Source organism: Amycolatopsis sp. GA6-003, assembly GCF_046267895.1.
Classification (GTDB): Bacteria; Actinomycetota; Actinomycetes; order Mycobacteriales; family Pseudonocardiaceae; genus Amycolatopsis.
In genome coordinates this window covers 3,775,247-3,795,527 of sequence record NZ_CP176499.1, presented here as the reverse complement: position 1 = coordinate 3,795,527, position 20,281 = coordinate 3,775,247, and the positions used below count along the sequence as shown (strand labels likewise).

4 protein-coding genes are annotated in these 20,281 nt (G+C 70.2%); all 4 read left to right on the top strand.

Features of this window, described 5'->3' with window-relative positions:
• Positions 1-359: 359 nt before the first annotated feature.
• Positions 360-1,661: a cytochrome P450 gene (locus tag F9C12_RS16540; protein ID WP_409466478.1), complete on the top strand. Its 1,302-nt coding sequence runs from the start codon at positions 360-362 to the stop codon at positions 1,659-1,661.
• 82 nt (positions 1,662-1,743) lie between these two features.
• On the top strand, positions 1,744-2,958 hold the full coding sequence (locus F9C12_RS16535) for a cytochrome P450 (RefSeq protein ID WP_409466477.1): 1,215 nt from the start codon (positions 1,744-1,746) through the stop codon (positions 2,956-2,958).
• A 68-nt stretch (positions 2,959-3,026) separates the two neighbouring features.
• Positions 3,027-15,191, top strand: coding sequence for an SDR family NAD(P)-dependent oxidoreductase (locus tag F9C12_RS16530; protein ID WP_409467021.1), 12,165 nt, complete (start codon positions 3,027-3,029; stop codon positions 15,189-15,191).
• Between the two features lie 9 nt (positions 15,192-15,200).
• Positions 15,201-20,273 (top strand): SDR family NAD(P)-dependent oxidoreductase, encoded by a 5,073-nt coding sequence (locus F9C12_RS16525; RefSeq protein WP_409466476.1) that lies wholly within the window; start codon positions 15,201-15,203, stop codon positions 20,271-20,273.
• Positions 20,274-20,281: the final 8 nt, after the last annotated feature.

The window sequence follows — 20,281 nt, the reverse complement described above, 5'->3', positions numbered from 1 at the left end:
TAATTCGTCCGGCCGTCCGCACTAACTTGCCGACCGGGCAAGCCGGGACGTGCAGCGGAAATGGCCGGCGTTTCCGATATCGCGGCTCTGTCGAGAATGGAGCAGTGCGAAATTCCCGTGACGAAATATGCTTCCGGGCGGCTCCGGGAAGTGACCGGACGCGTGCGGGCAGTAGTCCTTTGTGGTCGGTTGGCCTCGGATTGCCCGGAATATGCGCAGGTCAGCGCGGTGCGGTTGCGACGGACACGCGGCGCGACCGAGACGGTACCGGCTGGATAGGCCCAACCGGAGGCTTGACGTAGTTCGGATCCGTGCGGCAATGTCGGGCTCAATCACGGAATGCGCTGGGGGTCGCAAGAGTGGCACAACAACCTGCCCTGTCCACTTCACGCGGGGCTGCCGAAGTCACCGGTCAGGATCTTCCCGAGATCCTCGGCGGGTTCGACCTCTCCGATCAGGACCGGTTCGCCGCCGGTTTCCCGTACGACGTTTTCGCTCGGCTGCGCGAGTCCGCTCCGGTGCTGCGGCATCCGCCGGGCCGCACCCGCGACGGCGAGGATTTCTGGGTGCTCAGCCGGTACCACGACATCGTCGAAGCGGCGCAGAACCCGGTTTTCTCGTCGCAGGGCGGCGGCTCCCGCGAGGGCGGAGGCACGCACCTCGACGACCTTCCCGCCGGGACGTACTCCGGCGGCATGCTGAACATGATGGACGATCCCCGGCACCGGCTGCTCAAGGACCTGGTCGCGCCGATGGTCACCGGCGCCGGGCTCGGCAAGCTCGAACCGGTGGTCCGCGACCGCGCCGCGGCCGTCGTGTCCCGGGCGGTCAAGCTCGGTTCCGGCGACTTCCAGACCGCGGTCGCCGGCCGGTTCTCGGTCGAGATCATGGCCGCGCTGCTGGGAGTTCCGGCCGAGGACTGGGACCGCCTGATCGGCTGGACCGACGTCGCGATGGGCTACGAGGACCGCGATTCGGGCGAGTCGAGCGAGCGCAGCCAGTCGGTGCTGCTCGACATGTACAACTACAGCCGCGAACTCGTAGCGGCCAAACGCGCCGATCCGGGCGACGACTTCCTGTCCGGGGTCATCCACGCCGATCTGCCCGAGGTCGAAGGCGTCGCGCCGCTGTCGGACTACGAACGCGAGGTGTTCTTCAACCTGCTTTCGCTGGCCGGCACCGAACCGACCCGCAACGCGATCGCGATCGGCATGCTGGCGCTGGCGGAGCGGCCCGACCAGTGGCGTGCCCTGCGCGCGGACCGGTCGCTGCTGGACGGCGCGATCGAGGAGATGCTGCGCTGGTCGAGCCCGACCCCGTACAACCGGCGCACGGCCACCGAGGACATCGAGTTCGGCGGCCACCTGATCCGGAAGGGCGAGAAAGTCACGCTCTGGTGGGCGTCGGCGAACCGCGATCCGGAGGTCTTTCCGAACCCGGACACCTTCGACATCCGCCGCGACCCGAACCCGCATCTCGCCTTCGGCCACGGCACGCACACCTGTCTCGGGCTCACGCTCGCCCGGTCCGAACTGCGCGCGCTGTTCACCGAACTGCTCGACCAGGTCGCGCAGGTGCGGCTGACCGGGCCGGTTCCGTGGGCCCGCAACAACAAGCACACGGTCGCGCTCGAGATGCCGGTGGAGTTCGTTCCCGCCTGACGCGCCGCTCCCGGCCGCACCGGTCCGCGGCCGGGCACCCCGAACTCGACCGACGCACCGCCGAACCGATTGGTGTCCCGTCATGTCCGAAACCGCTGCGCTGGCGAATCTTTTCCCGTTCGACCCGTCCGATCCCGGGTTCCGCGCCGACCCGTACCCGGTGTTCCGCTCGATGCGCGAGCAGGCCCCGGCCCTGCGGACCGCGCCGGGCATGTGGGTGGTGACCGGGTTCCCGGAGTGTTCCGAGGTGTTGCGCAACCGCAGCTTCGGCCACGGCGACGGCAGCCTCGTCGCGTCGCAGATCACCACGAACGCCGACGGCGAGGAGGTCCGGCCGTTCGTTTTCCTCGACCCGCCGGACCACACCCGGATCCGCAGGCTCGTTACGAAAGCGTTCTCCGCGTCGATGATCGAGAAGCTGCGCTCGCGGGCCGAGGAGCTGGCCAGCGGGTTGCTCGCGCAGGCCGCGGGCGAACCGGTGAACCTGATGACGTCGCTCGCGCTGGCGCTGCCGTCCCAGTTGATCTCCGAACTGCTCGGCGTGCCCGCGGAGGACAAACCGCTGTTCGAGCAGTGGTCTGCCGCGCTCGGCCGCGGGCTCGACCCGGATTTCATGCTGACGGCGGAGGAAACCGAGCAGCGCGACCGTGCCCGCACCGAGTTCGACGAGTATTTCGCCGAGCTGGCCCGGCTCCGGCAGGCCGAACCGCGGGCGGACCTGGTCAGCGCGCTGGTCGCGGTCGCCGAGGACGGGGACCGGCTCAGCCGCACCGAGCTGGTCAGCACGTGCCGGCTGCTGCTGTCGGCGGGCTATCTGTCCACCGCGCACCTGATCGGCAACGGCGTCGCGGCGTTGTTGCGGTATCCGGAACAGCTGGAGTGGTTCCGCGCGAACCCGGGCGAGGCCGTCGGCGTGGTCGAGGAACTGCTGCGCTTCGACTCGCCGGTGCAGGTCGCCGGGATGCGGCTGGCCTTGGAGGACACCGAAATCGCCGGTCAGCCGGTCGCCGCGGGCGAGGCGGTGACGATCATGGTCGGCGCGGCCAACCACGATCCGCGCGCCTTCGAGAACGCGGATTCCCTCGACGTCCGCCGCAAGCCCGAACGCAACCTCGGGTTCGGCGTCGGCGCGCACTTCTGCGTCGGGGCGCCGCTGGCCCGGCTGTCCACGCAGGTCGCGCTCACCGAACTGGTCACGCGGTACCGGATCGAGCGCACGGACGCGGACGCGACCCGCATCGACAACCTCGTGCTGCGCGGTTACGCGGATCTACCCGTTTTGCTCAACGCTGCTTGATCGACCCCCGGGGGGTGGTGCGTCCAGTGAGTTCGGCGAGAGAAGACGATCCGATCGCGGTCGTCGGGATGTCCTGCCGGCTGCCGGGGGCAGCGAACCCGGCCGAGTTCTGGAAGCTGCTGCGGGACGGGGCGGAGGCGGTCGGGGAAGCACGCACGACCCGCTTCGTCCCCGGTGGCCCGGAGCCGCTGCACCGCCCGGACGGCCAGCCGCTGCGGGCCGGTTTCCTCGACCAGGTCGACCAGTTCGACGCGCAGTTCTTCGGCATTTCCCCGCGCGAGGCGGCGGTCACCGACCCGCAGCAGCGGTTGATGCTGGAGCTGTCCTGGGAGGCGCTGGAAGACGCCGGCACGGTGCCCGGCAACGGTCGGGTCGGCGTGTTTTTCGGGGCTATCTCGGGAGATTTCGGCTCGGTCACCGAGACCGTTTCGCAGCACACCGCCACTGGGCTGAGCCGCGGTCTGATCGCCAACCGGGTCTCGTACGCGCTCGGGCTGCGCGGGCCGAGTCTCACCGTTGACAGCGCGCAGTCGTCGTCGTTGGTCGCGGTGCACTTGGCCAGCCGCAGTTTGCGGGACGGCGAGTGCGAAATCGCGCTCGCGGGTGGGGTGAATCTCAACCTCACTCAAGGTGCGCACGACGTCATCGAGGCCTTCGGCGCGTTGTCTCCGGACGGGCGCAGCTACACGTTTGACGCACGTGCCAACGGATATGCGCGTGGTGAAGGCGGCGGGGTCGTCGTGTTGAAGACGCTCTCTCGGGCGCTCGCGGACGGCGATTCGATCTACGCGGTCATCCAGGGGAGCGCGGTCAACAACGACGGCGGCGGTGCCGGATTGACCGCGCCGAGCCAGGAATCGCAAGAGGAAGTGCTGCGGCTGGCTTGCCGCCAGGCCGGGATCTCGCCGAGTGAAGTGTCCTATGTGGAGCTTCACGGGACTGGTACGCCGCTGGGCGATCCGATCGAGGCGGCGGCGCTCGGGCGGGTGTATGCCGCGGAGCGGGAACTGCTGGTCGGGTCGGTCAAGACGAACATCGGGCATCTCGAGGGCGCGGCCGGGATCGCCGGGCTGCTCAAGGCGGTGCTGTGCGTGGCGCACCAGTCGGTGCCGCCGAGCCGGAACTTCGAGACGCCTCATCCGGCGATCCCGTTCGCCGAGACGCGGATGCGGATGGTCACCTCGGCCGAGCCGCTGCCGGAGTCGGCGCGGGTCGGGGTCAGTTCGTTCGGGATGGGCGGGACGAACTGTCACCTGGTGCTGTCGGGATGGGCGGCCAGCACCGCGCGGACCGACTCTGACCTGCCGGTTTTGCTCCCGCTGTCCGCGCGCGACGAGACCGCGCTGGGGGAGCTGGCGGCCCGGCTGCGCGAGGTAGCGGCGGCTCCGGCGGACCTTGGCTACTCGCTGGCGACGACTCGGGCCGCGCTGGAGCGGCGAGCGGTCGTGGTGGCCGCGGACGCGGCTGAGGTCGACTCCGGTTTGGCCGCGCTCGCGTCCGGTGCCGGGACGATCCAGGGCACGCCGGTACCCGGTGAGGTGGCGTTCCTGTTCACCGGGCAGGGCAGCCAGTGGGCCGGAATGGGGCGGGCGCTCTACGAGCGATTCGAGGTCTTCGCGACGGCGCTGGACGAGGTGTGCGCGGCGTTTGGCCCGCATCTCGAGCAGCCCTTGCGGGAGGTGATGTTCTCTGCCGAGTCCACATTGGACGAGACCGCGTACACCCAGCCCGCGTTGTTCGCCCTCGAGGTGGCGTTGTTCCGCCTGCTGACGGAATGGGGCCTGACAGCGGATGTCCTGCTTGGACACTCCGTCGGCGAACTGGCCGCGGTCTACGCGGCCGGTGCCTTGTCGCTGTCGGACGCGTGTGCGCTGGTGGCCGCGCGGGGACGGTTGATGCAGGCGTTGCCGGGCGGCGCGATGGTCTCGGTGCGGGCGAGCGAAGCCGAGCTGCGGTCCGAAGTGGAGGAGCGGCCCGACGTCGCGATCGCGGCGGTCAATGGGCCGTCGGCGACGGTGTTGTCCGGTGCTGAGAACGCGGTGCTGGAGATCGCGCAGCGGTGGGCGGCGCGGGGCCGGAAGACCCGGCGGCTGCGGGTCAGCCACGCGTTCCATTCGCCGTTGATGGAGCCGATGCTGGCGGAGTTCCGTGCGGTCGCGTCGACGGTGGCGTGGCAGGACCCGTGGCTGCCGGTGGTGTCCAATGTGACTGGTCGCGAGCTGACCGCCGAGGAGATCCGGTCGCCGGAGTACTGGGCTCGGCACGCGCGGGAGGCGGTGCGGTTCGCCGACGGGGTCCGGCGGTGCGGCGAACTCGGCGTGACGACCTTTGTGGAGCTAGGCCCGGACGGAACGTTGTCCGTGCTGGGGCGCGATTCCTCCGCGGCCGCGTTTCTGCCGGTACTGCGGGGACGCGATCGGGACGAGGTTCGGGCGCTGCTCGAAGCGGTGGCGCGGGCCCACGTTCGCGGGCTTTCGGTGGACTGGCAGTCGTTCTATACCACGCACGGTGCGCACCGGGTGAAGTTGCCGACGTATCCGTTCCAGCGGCAGCGGTACTGGCCAGGTGCGGTGAGCGACCGAGCTCCAGTGAAGTCTACTGTGGACGTTCCTGTTCTGGAGCTGGTCCGGCGGCACGCCGCGGCGGTGCTGGAGCACGGGTCGCCGGACGCGGTCGATGTGCGGCGGCCGTTCAAGGATTTGGGTTTCGGGTCGTTGATGCTGGTCGAGTTGAGCGACCGGCTGAGCGAGGCGCTCGGGCGGCGAGTTTCGCCCGCGACGTTGTTCGACCATCCGACGCCGGAGGCGGTGGCCGCTGCGCTGGCCGGTGCTCCCGAGACGGTGCCGGACGAGGTCGTGACCTCCGTTGACGAGCCGGTCGCGATCGTTGGAATGGCGTGCCGGTTCCCCGGCGGCATCGACGGGCCGGAACAGTTCTGGCAGTTCGTCCGCGGCGAAGGCGACGCGATCGGCGGCTTCCCGGACGATCGAGGCTGGGACTTGACCCGGTTGTCCGGCACGAGTTACGTCCGGCAGGGCGGTTTCCTCACTGGTGCGGCGGAATTCGACGCGGCGTTGTTCGGCATCTCGCCGCGTGAGGCGTTGGCGATGGATCCGCAGCAGCGGTTGCTGTTGGAGACGTCGTGGGAGGCGTTCGAACACGCCGGGATCGACCCACGGTCACTGCGAGGCAGCCGGACTGGAGTGTTCGTCGGTGCCACCGCGCAGGATTACGGCGCGCGGATGCACGAATCGTCCGAAGGGGACGGTTATGTGCTGACCGGCACCACGCCGAGTGTCGCTTCGGGCCGGGTGTCGTACTCGTTCGGGCTTGAAGGCCCCGCGGTCACGGTGGACACTGCGTGCTCGTCGTCGCTGGTGGCTCTGCATTTGGCGGCGCAGTCGCTGCGGTCCGGGGAGTGTTCGCTGGCGTTGGCGGGCGGGGTGACCGTGCTGGCGTCGCCGGGGATGTTCACCGAGTTCAGCAGGCAGCGCGGGTTGGCTCCGGACGGCCGGTGCAAGGCGTTTTCCTCGGACGCGGACGGAACGGCGTGGGCTGAAGGCGTCGGAATGCTGTTGCTGGAGCCGCTTTCGCTGGCGCAACGCAACGGACGGCTGATTCTCGGCGTGCTGCGCGGGTCGGCGATCAATCAGGACGGTGCGTCGAATGGGTTGACCGCACCGAATGGTCCGGCGCAGGAGCGGGTGATCCGGGCGGCGCTGGCTTCGGCGGGTCTGTCCACTCAGGACGTGGACGCGGTCGAAGCACACGGCACTGGCACGGCGCTCGGGGATCCGATCGAAGCGCAAGCCTTGTTGGCCACCTACGGGCAGGGCCGGGAGCGTCCACTGTGGCTGGGCTCGGTCAAGTCCAATATCGGGCACACGCAAGCTGCGGCCGGGGTAGCCGGAGTGCTCAAGATGGTCCTGGCGATGCGCGACGGGGTGCTGCCGCGGACGTTGCATGTGGCCGAACCTTCGTCGCACGTCGATTGGTCTGCTGGCGCGGTGGAGCTGCTCACCGAGACCGTGGAGTGGCCCGCGGTGGAGCGGCCGCGGCGAGCTGGAGTGTCGTCGTTCGGGATCAGCGGCACCAACGCGCATGTCATCGTGGAACAGGCTCCGGCCACTGTGGACTCGACGGTCGAGGGCGCGGCACCGGTGTTGCTCTCCGGCCAGAGTGAGGCTGCGGTACTAGCGCAAGCTGCGCGGCTTCGGGACTTCGTGGCGGACCGTCCAGAAGCGACCGTCGCCGATCTCGCGTACGCCAGCGTGACGACCCGAGCCGCGCTCGAACACCGAGCGGCCTTGCTGGCTGGTGATCGGGCCGAGCTGCTGCAGCAGTTGCACGCGTTGGCGGACGGCCGCGAAGCACCGGGCATCGTCCAAGGCACCGCAGACGTTACCGGCGGCATCACGTTCGTCTTCCCTGGTCAGGGTGGCCAATGGGCGGGTATGGCGCAGCGGTTGCTCGCCGAGTCGCCGGTGTTCGCCGACCGGTTGAATGCCTGCGCGGACGCGCTGCAGGCGCATGTGGACTGGAAGCTGCTCGAAGTGCTCGGCGATGCCGCCGCGCTCGAACGAGTCGACGTGGTGCAGCCCGCGTTGTTCGCGGTGATGGTGTCGCTGGCGGAACTGTGGCGGTCCCATGGTGTCGAGCCTTCGGCGGTGATCGGGCACTCGCAGGGAGAAATCGCCGCGGCCTGTGTCGCGGGGGCGTTGCCGCTGGAGGACGCGGCGGCGGTCGTGGCCTTGCGGGGCAAGGTGCTGACTGGCTTGTCGGAGCCCGGCGGCATGCTGTCGGTGCTGCTGCCAGCGTCCTCAGTGGAGCCTCGGCTTACCCGTAAGGTTTCGATCGCGGCGGTGAACGGTCCGTCGGCGGTCGTGCTGTCCGGCGATCCGGCCGAGCTGACGAGGCTGCTCGCGGAATTCACCGCGGAGGGTGCGCGGGCCCGGCTGATCCCGGTGGACTACGCCGCGCACTCCGCACAGGTCGAGCCGCTCCGCGCACAGCTGGTGGAGTTGCTGTCCGGGATCGCGCCGCGCCCGTCGGAGGTCCCGTTCTACTCCACGGTCACCGGCACCCGGATCGACACCGCTGAGCTGGACGCCGAGTACTGGTACCGGAATCTTCGCGAGACAGTCCGCTTCGAACAGGCGGTCCGGGCGGCGGCCGAGGCGGGGAACCGGTTCTTTGTCGAGGCCAGCCCGCATCCGCTGCTGGTGGCCAATGTGGAGGACACCGTCTCCGGCGCGGTGGCGGTGGGCTCGCTGCGCCGCGACGAAGGCGGTTCCGAGCGGTTCCGGACGTCGCTGGCGGAGGCCTATGTCCGCGGAGTCGCGGTGAACTGGCCGATCACCGGAACCGGGCCCGCGCTCGAACTGCCCACGTATGCGTTCCAGCATCAGCACTACTGGCTTGAAACCCCGGCCGGTTCCGCGGATCCGGTGGCGCTCGGCCTGCAGTCGTCCACGCATCCGTTGCTGGGCGCGGTTACGTCGGTCGCTGGGGCGTATCCGCTGCTGGCTACCGGAAAGGTGACTGTCCGCAAGCATTCCTGGCTCGCTGAGCACGCTGTGTTGGGTACAGTCGTGCTGCCGGGCACCGCGTTCGTCGAGCAAGCGGCCTGGGCCGGGGCGCAACTCGGCTGTCCGTATGTCGAAGAACTCACGCTGCAGGCTCCGCTCGTCGTGCCGGACCAGGACGGGGTCCTGATGCAGTTGACGGTCGGGCCGGCCGGGGACGATGGCCGCCGCACCGTGGAGATCTACTCCCGGACGGATCCGAGCGTTGACTGGACTCGGCACGCGACCGGGGTACTCAGCGCAGGCAGCCGTCCGGTGGCCGACCTCCGCGCGTGGCCGCCAGCAGGGGCCGTCGAGCTGCCGTCTCCCTACGAGGCGCTGGCCGATCGCGGTTACGGCTACGGTCCGGTTTTCCAGGGCCTGCGGAAGCTGTGGCGTCGCGGCGAGGAGAGGTTCGCCGAGATCGCTCTGCCCGAAGCGCCCGGTGAGCACGTCGTCCATCCTGCGTTGTTGGACGCCGCACTGCACGCCCTCCTTCCGGACTCAGGCGACACGATGCTGCCGTTCTCGTTCAACGGAGTGCGGCTGTACCCGACGAGTGCGACCACTCTGCGTGTCCGCCTGACTTCAGCCGGTGCTATTGACCTTGCCGACGAGCGCGGCAACGCAGTGGCCACTGTGGACTCGGTCGCGTTCCGCCCGGTGACGATGAACCAACTCGGCACCGGACAGCACGAATCGCTGTACCGCGTCGAATGGTCGCCGATTTCCGTGCCCGCCGCGGGTTCTTTGCGGCTGGTGAGCGAACTGTCCGAAGTAGACGAGGTGCCGTCCGCGGTCGGGGTCCGGGCGGACACTCCGGGCCGGGCGCTCGCGGTGGTTCAGCAATGGCTTGCCGAAGAACGGTTCGCCGAATCCCGCCTTGCCATCGTGACCAGCGATTCCGTGGAAGCGGCAGCGGTCTGGGGATTGGTGCGTTCGGCACAGTCGGAACATCCCGGCCGCTTTGTCCTGGTCGAGGACGGCGACGAGCGGTTGCTCGCCCGCGCGGTAGCCGCCGGGGAGCCGCAACTCGCGCTCCGCGCTGGCCGAGTTCTGGTCCCGCGGCTGACGAAAGCGACTGGCCCGGCGGCGAAGTCGCCGTGGGGACCGCATTCCGCCGTGCTGATCACCGGTGCCGGAGGAACGCTCGGCAAGCTGATCGCCCGGCATCTGGTGGCGGAGCACGGGGTGCGCCGGCTGGTGCTCGCCAGCCGGCGAGGTGCCGCGGCTCCCGGCATGACGGATCTCCACAGTGAACTGTCCGAACAGGACTGCTCAGTCACCGTGGCCGAGTGCGATGTCGCCGACCGGGACGCGGTCGCGGCCCTGCTCGCGGAACACCCGGTCAACGCGGTCGTCCATGCTGCCGGGGTCCTGGACGACGCGGTGCTCGAATCGCTGACCGCGGAACGGATCGAGCACGTCATGCGCGCCAAGGTCGAGGGCGCGCGCAACCTGGACGAGCTGACCGGCGACCTCGACGCGTTCGTCCTGTTCTCCTCGATCGCGGGCACCTTCGGCAGTCCGGGGCAGGCCGCGTACGCCGCCGCGAACGCGGTGCTCGACGCACTGGCCGCCGACCGTCGCGCGCGCGGTTTGCCCGCGTCCTCGCTGGCCTGGGGTTTCTGGGCGGACCGCAGCGAGATGACCGAGCACCTCAGCGACGTCGACGTGTCCCGGATGGCGCGGGCCGGCGTGATTCCGCTGTCCGCCGACGAGGGCCTGGCCCTCTTCGACACCGCGACCGCGCTCGACGAACCGGTGCTCGTCCCGGTCCGCCTCGACCTCGCCGCCTTGCGGGCACAAGACCGCGACGGTCTGCTGCCCGCGGTTTTGCGCGGACTGGTGCCCCGTTCGACCACAGTGGACGCCGGTGCGCTGCTGAACCGGCTCACCGGCACCGACGGCGAGCAGCACGCGCTCGACCTCGTGGTGGCGCAGGTCGCGGTGGTGCTCGGGCATTCCGATCCGGCGGGGTTGTCGCCGGACCGGCCGTTCAAGGACTTCGGCTTCGACTCGCTGACCGGCGTCGAACTGCGCAACCGGTTGAGCCGCTTGACCGGATTGCGGCTGCCGGCCACCGCCGTCTTCGACCATCCGACGCCGGCCGCGCTCGCGGGTTACCTGCGCGGCCAGCTGGTCGGCGCGAAACGCCCGGTCCCGGCCGAACCAGCCGCCCGCGCCGACGAACCGATCGCGATCGTCGGCATGGCCTGCCGGTATCCGGGCGGGATCGATTCGCCCGAGCAGCTGTGGCGGTTCGTCGCCGAGGGCGGCGACGCGATCGGCGAATTCCCCGACGACCGCGGCTGGGACGTCGACGCGTTGTTCAACGCCGACCCCGACCACCCCGGCACCAGCTACGTCCGGCAGGGCGGTTTCCTGGCCGGTGCGGCGGAATTCGATGCCGCGCTGTTCGGGATTTCGCCGCGGGAAGCGCTGGCGACGGATCCGCAGCAGCGGCTGTTGCTGGAGACCTCGTGGGAGGCGTTCGAGCGGGCCGGGATCGACCCGTTGTCTCTGCGCGGCAGCCGCGCCGGGGTGTTCGCGGGCGTGATGTACCACGACTACAGCGCGGCGTTCGGCGAGATTCCGGACGAGCTGGAAGGCCAGGTGCTGACCGGGACCAGCGGGAGCGTCGCGTCGGGCCGGGTGGCGTACTCGTTCGGTCTCGAAGGGCCTGCGGTCACTGTGGACACTGCGTGCTCGTCGTCGCTGGTGGCGTTGCATTTGGCGGCGCAATCGCTGCGCTCCGGGGAGTGTTCGCTCGCGTTGGCCGGCGGGGTCGCGGTGATGGCGACGCCGACCACGTTCACCGAGTTCAGCCGCCAGCGCGGTCTGGCGCCGGACGGCCGGTGCAAGCCCTTCGCCGCCGCGGCCGACGGAACCGGTTGGGCCGAGGGCGTCGGCATGCTGGTGCTGGAACGGCTTTCGGACGCGGAGCGCAACGGGCACCGGGTGCTGGCGATCGTGCGTGGCTCGGCGGTGAACTCCGACGGTGCGTCGAATGGGCTGACCGCGCCGAACGGGCCTTCGCAGGAGCGGGTGATTCGTGCGGCGCTGGCTTCGGCGGGTCTGTCCACACAGGACATTGACGCGGTCGAGGCGCACGGTACTGGCACGGCGCTGGGCGATCCGATTGAGGCGCAGGCATTGCTGGCCACTTACGGCCAGGAGCGCGAGCGTCCACTGTGGCTTGGTTCGCTGAAGTCGAACCTCGGGCATACGCAGGCGGCATCCGGCGTGGCTGGGGTCATCAAGATGGTGCTGGCCATGCGGGACGGGCTGTTGCCGCGAACGTTGCATGTGGACGAACCTTCCCCGCACGTCGATTGGTCGGCTGGTGCGGTGGAATTGCTGACGGACCCCGTCGAGTGGCCCGCGGTGGACCGGCCGCGCCGGGCTGGGGTGTCGTCGTTCGGGATCAGCGGGACCAACGCGCATGTCATCCTTGAGCAAGGGCCGGTCGTCGAGCGAGAGCCGATTCCCGCTGCGGGTCCGGTGCCCGTGCTGGTTTCGGGACGCGGAGAAGCGGCGTTGGCCGCTCAGGCGGCACGGCTGCGGGAATTCGCGCTCGAGCGTCCGGAGCTGACCGTCGCCGAGATCGGTTACGCCTCCGCGGTGACGCGCGCGGCGCTGCCGGACCGAGGCGTCGTGATTGCGTCCACCCGGGACGACCTGCTGCAGAAGCTCGGCGCGCTCGCTGCTGGTCGCGAGGTGCCGGGAGTACTCCGAGGCACCGCCTCGAATTCGCCGGGCCGGGTGGTGTTCGTGTTCCCGGGCCAGGGTTCGCAATGGGTCGGAATGGCGCGGGAACTGGCCGCGGAATCGGAGGAATTCGCGGCGCGGCTGGCGGAATGTGCGGCGGCGCTGGACGAATTCGTGGACTGGTCGCTGGACGAAGCGTTGGCGGACAGCGCGTTGCTGGACCGCGTCGACGTCGTACAGCCCGCTTCATGGGCCGTGATGGTGGCGTTGGCCGGCCTGTGGCGTTCGTGCGGAGTGGAACCGGCCGCGGTGATCGGGCACAGCCAAGGCGAGATCGCCGCGGCCTGCGTGGCGGGAGCGTTGTCGTTGCGGGACGGCGCGCGCGTAGTGGCGTTGCGGAGCCAGCTGATCAGCGAAGTCCTGGCTGGCCAGGGCGGCATGGTTTCGGTGGCGCTCCCGGTCGGCGACCTGGCGGACCTGCTGGGCGAGCTGGAAGTCGCGGCGGTGAACGGACCGTCGTCCACAGTGGTCTCCGGAAGTCCGGAAGCGGTCGAGAAGTTGCTAGAGGTGTGCGAATCCCGCGAGATCCGGGCCCGGCGGATCGCGGTGGACTACGCGTCGCACTCCACCCAGGTCGAGTCCCTTCGCGACCGGCTGGTCGAGCAGCTTGCGGAAATTACTCCGCGCAGTACGGAAATCGCCTTCTATTCCACCGTGCACGGCGCAGTGATCGACACTCACGGGCTCGACGGGGACTACTGGTACACGAACCTCCGCCAGACGGTGCGTTTCGAGGAATCGATCCGGGCCGCGCTGTGGGACCGCTTCGGCACCTTCCTCGAGGTCAGCCCGCATCCGGTGGTTGCGCAGGGAATTCAGGAAACCATCGACGCCGCGGACAGCTCGGCGCTCGTCCTCACCACGCTCCGGCGCGATGACGGCGGTCTCGACCGGTTCCTGTCGTCGGCGGCCGAAGCGCACGTGCGCGGGGTCGCTGTCGACTGGGCGAAGACGTTCCCGGTCGCGCCCGCACGTCCGGTGGAGCTGCCGGGTTACGCGTTCCAGCACCAGCGGTTCTGGCCGGTCGGATCCGGACAGTCCCCAGTGGACAAGTGGCGTTACGCGGTGGAGTGGCAACCGGCCGGTGTTCCGGCGGAAGCTGAACCAGGACCGTTGGTGGCGCTGGTTCCTGCTGGACACCGGGGTTGGGCAGCGACGGTCCTGGATGGACTGGAAGCACGAGTGATCGAGGTCGATCCGGAGAATGTCGCCGCCGCGGTCGCCGAGATAGGCCGCCCGGCCGCACTTGTTTCCTTGCTCGCGGCGGATGACCGGCCGCATCCGGATTACCCGATGCTGTCGCGCGGCGTCGCGGGAAGTCTCGCGCTGGCAAAGGCATTGCTCGACCACGACCTTCCGTTGTGGACGATCACCCGCGGCGCGGTAAGCGAACCGGACCCGATGCAGGCGCAGATGTGGGGCCTGGGCCGGGTCGTGGCCCTCGAACACCCGAAGACCTGGGGTGGCCTGATCGACCTGCCGGAGCAGATCGGTCCGGCCGAGCTGGCGGCGGTGAAGCACGCCATCGCCGGAGCTTGGGGCGACGAGGACCAGTTCGCCATCGGCCTGGACGGAGTGCAGGTCGCCCGCCTCGTGCGCGCGCCGGCGGCCGGGGGACGGAGCTGGCAGGCCCGGGACACCGCGATCGTCACCGGCGGCACCGGCGCGCTCGGCCCGGACATCGCCCGCTGGCTGGTCCGCGAAGGCGCGGCGCACGTGGTCCTGGTCAGCCGCAGCGGCCCGGCCGCCGACGGCACCGCGGAACTCGAAGCCGAGCTGACCGGACTCGGCGCGGAGGTCACCATCGCGGCCTGCGACATCGCGGATCCGGACGCCGTCGCGAAGCTTCTCGGCAGTCTCCGCGAACGCGGTTGCGTCGTGCGTTCGGTTTTCCACGCCGCCGCGTTGATGAAGCTCGGCGCGGTGAAGGACATCGATCTGGCCGAATTCGCCGCGGTCGTCGAGGCGAAGGTCGCCGGTGCGGAGAACCTGGCGCGGCTGCTCGACTACGACGAACTCGACGCGCTGGTGTTCTTCTCGTCCATCGCGGGCGTCTGGGGCAGCGGTGACCACGGCGCTTACGCAGCCGGAAACGCCTACCTCGACGCGCTCGCGGTGCGGCTGCGTGCCGAGGGGCACCCGGTGACTTCGGTGGCCTGGGGCGTCTGGGACGGGGCGAAGTTCCCCGCCGGAGTCGATCCGGATCAGTTGCGGCGGCAGGGTTTGCCGCTGATCGGAACCCGGCCCGCGCTCGCTGCCCTGCGCCGGATTCTCGGACAGGACAAGGCGATGGTCGCCGTGGCCGACGTCGACTGGGCGCGGTTCGTCCCGTTGTTCACCTCCGCGCGTTCCCGGCCGCTGCTGACCGGTGTACCGGAAGCCGTGCAGGCGTTGAACGAACCGGCCCCGCAAGTAGAGACCGCTTTGGCCGGTCGGCTAGCCGAGATGTCCGAAGTGGAGCAACGCGCCACCCTGCTGCGGCTCGTCCGCGAACAAGCGGCACTCGTTCTGGGGCACCACGGCCCCGAGGCCGTCGGCGATGACCAGCCGTTCCGCGACCTCGGGTACGACTCGCTGACCGCGATGGAGCTGCGCGCCCGGCTGGGCGAACGGATCGGCCTCCGGCTGCCCGCGACGCTGGTGTTCGACCATCCGACGCCGGTCGCGGTCGCCGAACACCTGCGGTCGCGGATCGCTCCCGCGACCGTCTCGATCGGAACCGAGCTGGACCGGCTCGCCGCTCGGCTGTCCGCAGTGGACGAAGGGGAGCGCGCGGACGTGGCCGAGCGGTTGCGCGCGATGCTCGCGGCGGTGCGGGACGAGCCGGACGACGACCTCGGCGCGGCGACCGACGACGAGATGTTCGACCTCATCGACCGCGAACTGGGCTTGGACTAGGGGAATCGGATGGCTGACGAGGACCGGCTGCGCGACTACCTCAAGCGCGTGACGACCGACCTGCGCAAGGCGAAACAGCGCGTGCGGGAGCTGGAGGAGGCGCGGCGCGAGCCGATCGCGATCGTCGGGATGGCCTGCCGCTACCCCGGCGGCGTGCGCTCGCCCGAGGACCTGTGGCGGTTCGTGGCCGAGGGCCGCGACGCGATTTCGCCGTTCCCGGCGGACCGGGGCTGGGACCTCGAGGCTCTGTACGACCCCGACCCGGCGCGGTCCGGCCGGTCGTATGTCCGCGCGGGCGGTTTCCTGGACGACCCCGGTTCGTTCGACGCCGGGTTGTTCGGGATCAGCCCGCGCGAGGCGCTGGCGATGGACCCGCAGCAACGGCTGCTGCTGGAAACCGCGTGGGAATCCCTCGAACACGGCCGGATCGACCCGTTGTCGTTGCGGGGCAGCCGAACCGGGGTGTTCGTCGGGCAGAACTACCAGGAATACGGGCCAGGACTCGCGATCGCGCCACCGCGAGTAGAAGGCAACCTGGTCACCGGCGTGGTGCCGAGTGTCGCTTCCGGACGCGTCTCGTACAGCTTCGGCTTCGAGGGCCCTGCGGTCACTGTGGACACTGCGTGTTCGACGTCCTTGGTAGCGCTGCACTTGGCGACCCAGTCGCTGCGCGCCGGAGAATGCACGCTCGCGTTGGCCGGTGGCGTGACGGTGCTCGCCACCCCGGGCACGTTTGTGGAGTTCAGCCGCCAGCGAGTCCTCGCGCCGGACGGCCGGTGCAAGGCGTTCTCCGCGGGCGCGAACGGCATGGGCATGGCCGAGGGCGTCGGTCTGCTGGTGCTGGAACGGCTTTCGGACGCCGAACGCAACGGACACCGCGTGCTGGCCGTGGTGCGCGGCTCGGCGGTGAACCAAGACGGCGCGTCGAATGGGTTGACCGCGCCGAACGGTCCGTCGCAGGAACGCGTCATCCGGGCCGCGCTCGCCGCGGCGGGGTTGTCCACTGAGGACGTTGACGCCGTTGAGGCACATGGCACCGGGACAGCGCTCGGCGATCCGATCGAAGCGCAGGCTCTGCTGGCGACTTACGGCCAGGATCGCGACCGTCCACTGTGGCTAGGTGCGTTGAAGTCCAACATCGGCCACACGCTGGCGGCCTCAGGCGTGGCGGGCGTGATCAAGATGGTGCAGGCGATCCGGGCCGGTTCGCTGCCGAAGACGTTGCATGTGGACAATCCGTCGTCGCATGTGGACTGGGACAGCGGCGCGGTCCGGCTGTTGTCCGAACCGGTGGACTGGCCGACGGTGGACCGGCCGCGGCGGGCTGGCGTGTCGTCGTTCGGGATCAGCGGAACGAACGCGCACGTGATCCTTGAGCAGGCGCCGCCGATGGAGGTCGCGACCCGGACGGTCACCGGTCCCGTACCGGTCGTGGTCTCCGGTCGCGGTGTGGCAGCGATGCGGGCGCAAGCCGCGCAGCTGCGGGACTACGCGACCGCCCATCCGGACCTGGAAATCGCCGATCTCGGCTACTCGTCGGCAGTGACCCGGGCGGCCTTGCCGGACCGAGGCGCCGTACTCGCGGACGACCGGGCTGACTTGCTGGAGAAGCTCGATGCCCTCGCCGACGGCCGGGATCCCGCGGGCGTCCTCCGCGGCACCGCCAGCCGAACGCCCGGGGGAGTCGCGTGCATGTTCCCCGGCCAGGGCTCGCAGCGGCTGGGCATGGGCCGTGACGCCTACGCCCGCTTCCCGGTCTTTGCCGCGGCCTTCGACGAAGCGTGCGCGGCGGTTGGCCAGGAACTGCGCGAAGTCGTCTGGGGCACCGAGGAAAAGCTGCTGGAGCGCACTCAGTATGCCCAAAGTGGACTGTTCGCGGTCGGCATGGGGCTGTGGCGGCTCGTGGAATCGTGGGGCATCGAACCCGCCTGCGTACTCGGGCATTCCGTCGGCGAACTCACCGCGGCTTGTGCGGCGGGCATTTTCTCCCTGAACGACGCGGCGCGGCTCGTGGTCGCGCGCGGCCGGTTGATGGATGCGCTGCCGGAGGGCGGCGCGATGATCGCGGTGTCGGCTTCGGAAGAGACGGTGCGGCCGAGGCTCACCCCGGCAGTTGCGCTGGCCGCGGTCAACGGCCCGGAGTCGGTGGTGCTCTCCGGCGATGAGGACGCGGTCGAGGCGCTCGCCGAATCCCTTGCCGCCGAAGGACATCGCACGCGACGGCTGCGCGTCAGCCACGCCTTCCACTCGCCGCGGATGCAGCCGATCCTCGAGGAATTCCGCAAGGTCGCCGAATCGGTGGAATACCACCGTCCGCGTCTCCCGTTCATCTCCAGCGGGGACCCCGCGATGCCGGACTACTGGGTCCGCAACATCGCCGACACCGTGCGCTTCGCTGACGCTGTCACCAAGGCGAACACCACCGTGGACGCGCGAACCTTCCTCGAACTCGGCCCCGACCGTGCGCTGTCGGCCGCCGGCGCGGAATGTCTGAGCGACGCGGCGTTCATCCCGATGATGCACCGCGACCAGCCCGAAACCAGCACCATCACCACCGCCGCCGCGCAGTTGTACCTGCATGGCACCCCGCCCGACTGGGGCTCCTTCGAAGCGAACCTTATCGACTTGCCGACTTATGCCTTCCAACGCGACCGCTATTGGCTGGACGGCGTCCGCGCAGGTCATCCGCTGCTCGGCGAGAAGGTGGAGGTCGCCGAGGGCGGGGTACTGCTGACCGGTCGATTGTCTGCCGGCGACCAGCCGTGGCTCGCCGAGCACGTCGTGCTGGGCGCGACCGTGGTCCCCGGCAGCGCGATCGCCGAGCTGGCCTTGCACGCCGCCGCCGAAACCGGCTGTTCGACCGTCGAGGAACTCGTCCTCGAGACCCCGCTCGTCCTCGACGGTCCGGCGGAGGTGCAGCTCAAGGCAGGCGAAACCGACGCGACCGGTCGCCGTCCGCTGACCGTTCACGCACGCCCCGCCGGTGGCGAGTGGACCTGCCACGCGCGAGCGACGCTTTCCAGCGCTGCTCCGGTGCCATCTCAGCTGTCGTGGTCTACCGACGGCGCTCCGGTCGACGTATCCGCCACCTATGCGGACCTGGCGGAAGTCGGCCTCGGCTACGGCCCGTCCTTCCAAGGATTGCGCGCGGCCTGGCAGTCCGGCACTGAGATCTTTGCCGAGGTCGACCTCGCCGATCGGGCGGAAGCGGCGCGGTACGGCATCCATCCGGCGCTGCTGGATTCCGCCCTGCACGCGGTCCGGCACCTCGTCGGCTCCCGGCTGGTGCTGCCGTTCGCCTGGCGCGGGCTGACCCTGCACGCGAGCGGAGCGTCGGCGGTGCGCGTGCGGCTCACCGAGACCGGCACCGACACCGTGGCGGTCGAGATGACCGACGCCCACGGCGCACCGGTGCTGTCGATCGAGTCCCTCGCCGTCCGTCCGGTGTCCGCCGGGCAGCTCGGCAGCCACGAATCCCTCTTCGGCGTCGAGTGGTTCGACGCGGAATTCGCGGAAACGACCACTGAAGAAGCCGTCCTCGCGCCGGGTGCCACTGCGGCTGAAGCGCTCGCGAAGGTGCAGGACTGGGTGGCCGAACCGCGAACCACTCCGCTCATCGTGTGCACCAAGCACGCCGACACCGACCCGGCCGCCGCGGCGGTCTCCGGCCTCATCCGGTCGGTGCAGGCCGAGCATCCGGGCCAGTTCATCCTGGCCGACCTCGACGCCGACGTGCCGCCCGCGGGCCTCTCCGCGCTGGGCGAACCGCAGGTCCGGGTCCGAAACGGCCGCGTGTCCGTGCCACGCCTGGTGCGGCTGCCCGCCGCCGGCGAGCGGTTCGCCTGGAATCCGGACGGCACCGTGCTCATCACCGGCGGCACCGGCACGCTCGGCCAGCTCGTCGCCCGGCACCTGGTCACCGAACACGGCGTGCGGCGGCTCGTGCTGCTCAGCCGCACCGGTGGCGAGGTCGAGCAGCTGACCGCCGACGTCACCGTGGTCGCCTGCGATCTCACCGACCGCGAAACCGTGGCTGGCGTGCTGAAGGAACACCAGGTCACCGCGGTAATCCACGCGGCCGGAGTGACCGACGACGGGGTTGTCACGTCACTCACCGAGGAGCGGCTGGCCGCCGTCGCGCGCCCGAAGGTCGAAGGCGCGCTGATCCTCGACGAGCTGACCGAGAATCTCGACGCGTTCGTCCTGTTCTCCTCCGCTTCCGGGACGCTGGGCAACCCGGGCCAGGGCGCGTACTCGGCCGCCAACGCGGCCCTCGACGCACTCGCCCGCCGCCGCCGGGAAGCCGGCCAGCCCGCGACGTCGATCGTCTGGGGCCTGTGGGAGCGAAGCAGCGGAATCACCGGCAAGCTCAGCGACGCCGACCGAGCCCGGATCGGCCGCGCCGGACTGACTCCGCTGCCCACCGAAACCGCGCTCAGCCTCTTCGACGCCGCCCTTGCTTCGGGCGATCCGGCACCAGTCGCGATAGGACTCGACCCGGCGGCGGTGCGTGCGGCCGGGCAGGTGCCGGCGATGCTCCGCCGGTTGGTCCCGACCGGCGAAACCCGGAGCACCAAGCGAGCCGCGCGCCTGGACGTCTCGGCACTGTCCGGAATGGAGCGTCAGCAGGCGCTCGCCGATCTGGTCCGCGCCGAGTCCGCCACCGTCCTCGGCTACGCCACGGCGGACGCGATCGGGCCCGACCTCGCGTTCGCCGACCTCGGCTTCGATTCGCTGGCAGTCGTGGAACTCCGCAACCGGCTCGCCGCCGCCACCGGCGTTTCCCTTCCGCCGACGGTGGTTTTCGACCATCCGACCCCGGCCGCGCTCGCCGAGCATCTGCACCGCCGGCTGCCGTCGGCGGACGGAACCGCGGACCCGGCGCTCGGCGCGGAGTTCGACCGGCTCGAAGCGGCGCTGGAAAACGCCGAGGCGCTCGACCGGCCGAAGATCGCGATGCGGCTTTCCGCGCTGCTGGCGAAATGGACCGGCACCGAACCGGCTCCGGCCGGTGAGCACGACCTTTCTTCCGCCAGCGACGACGAGTTGTTCGACCTCGTCGACGGCCTCGGCGCGAACTGAGCTAAGGG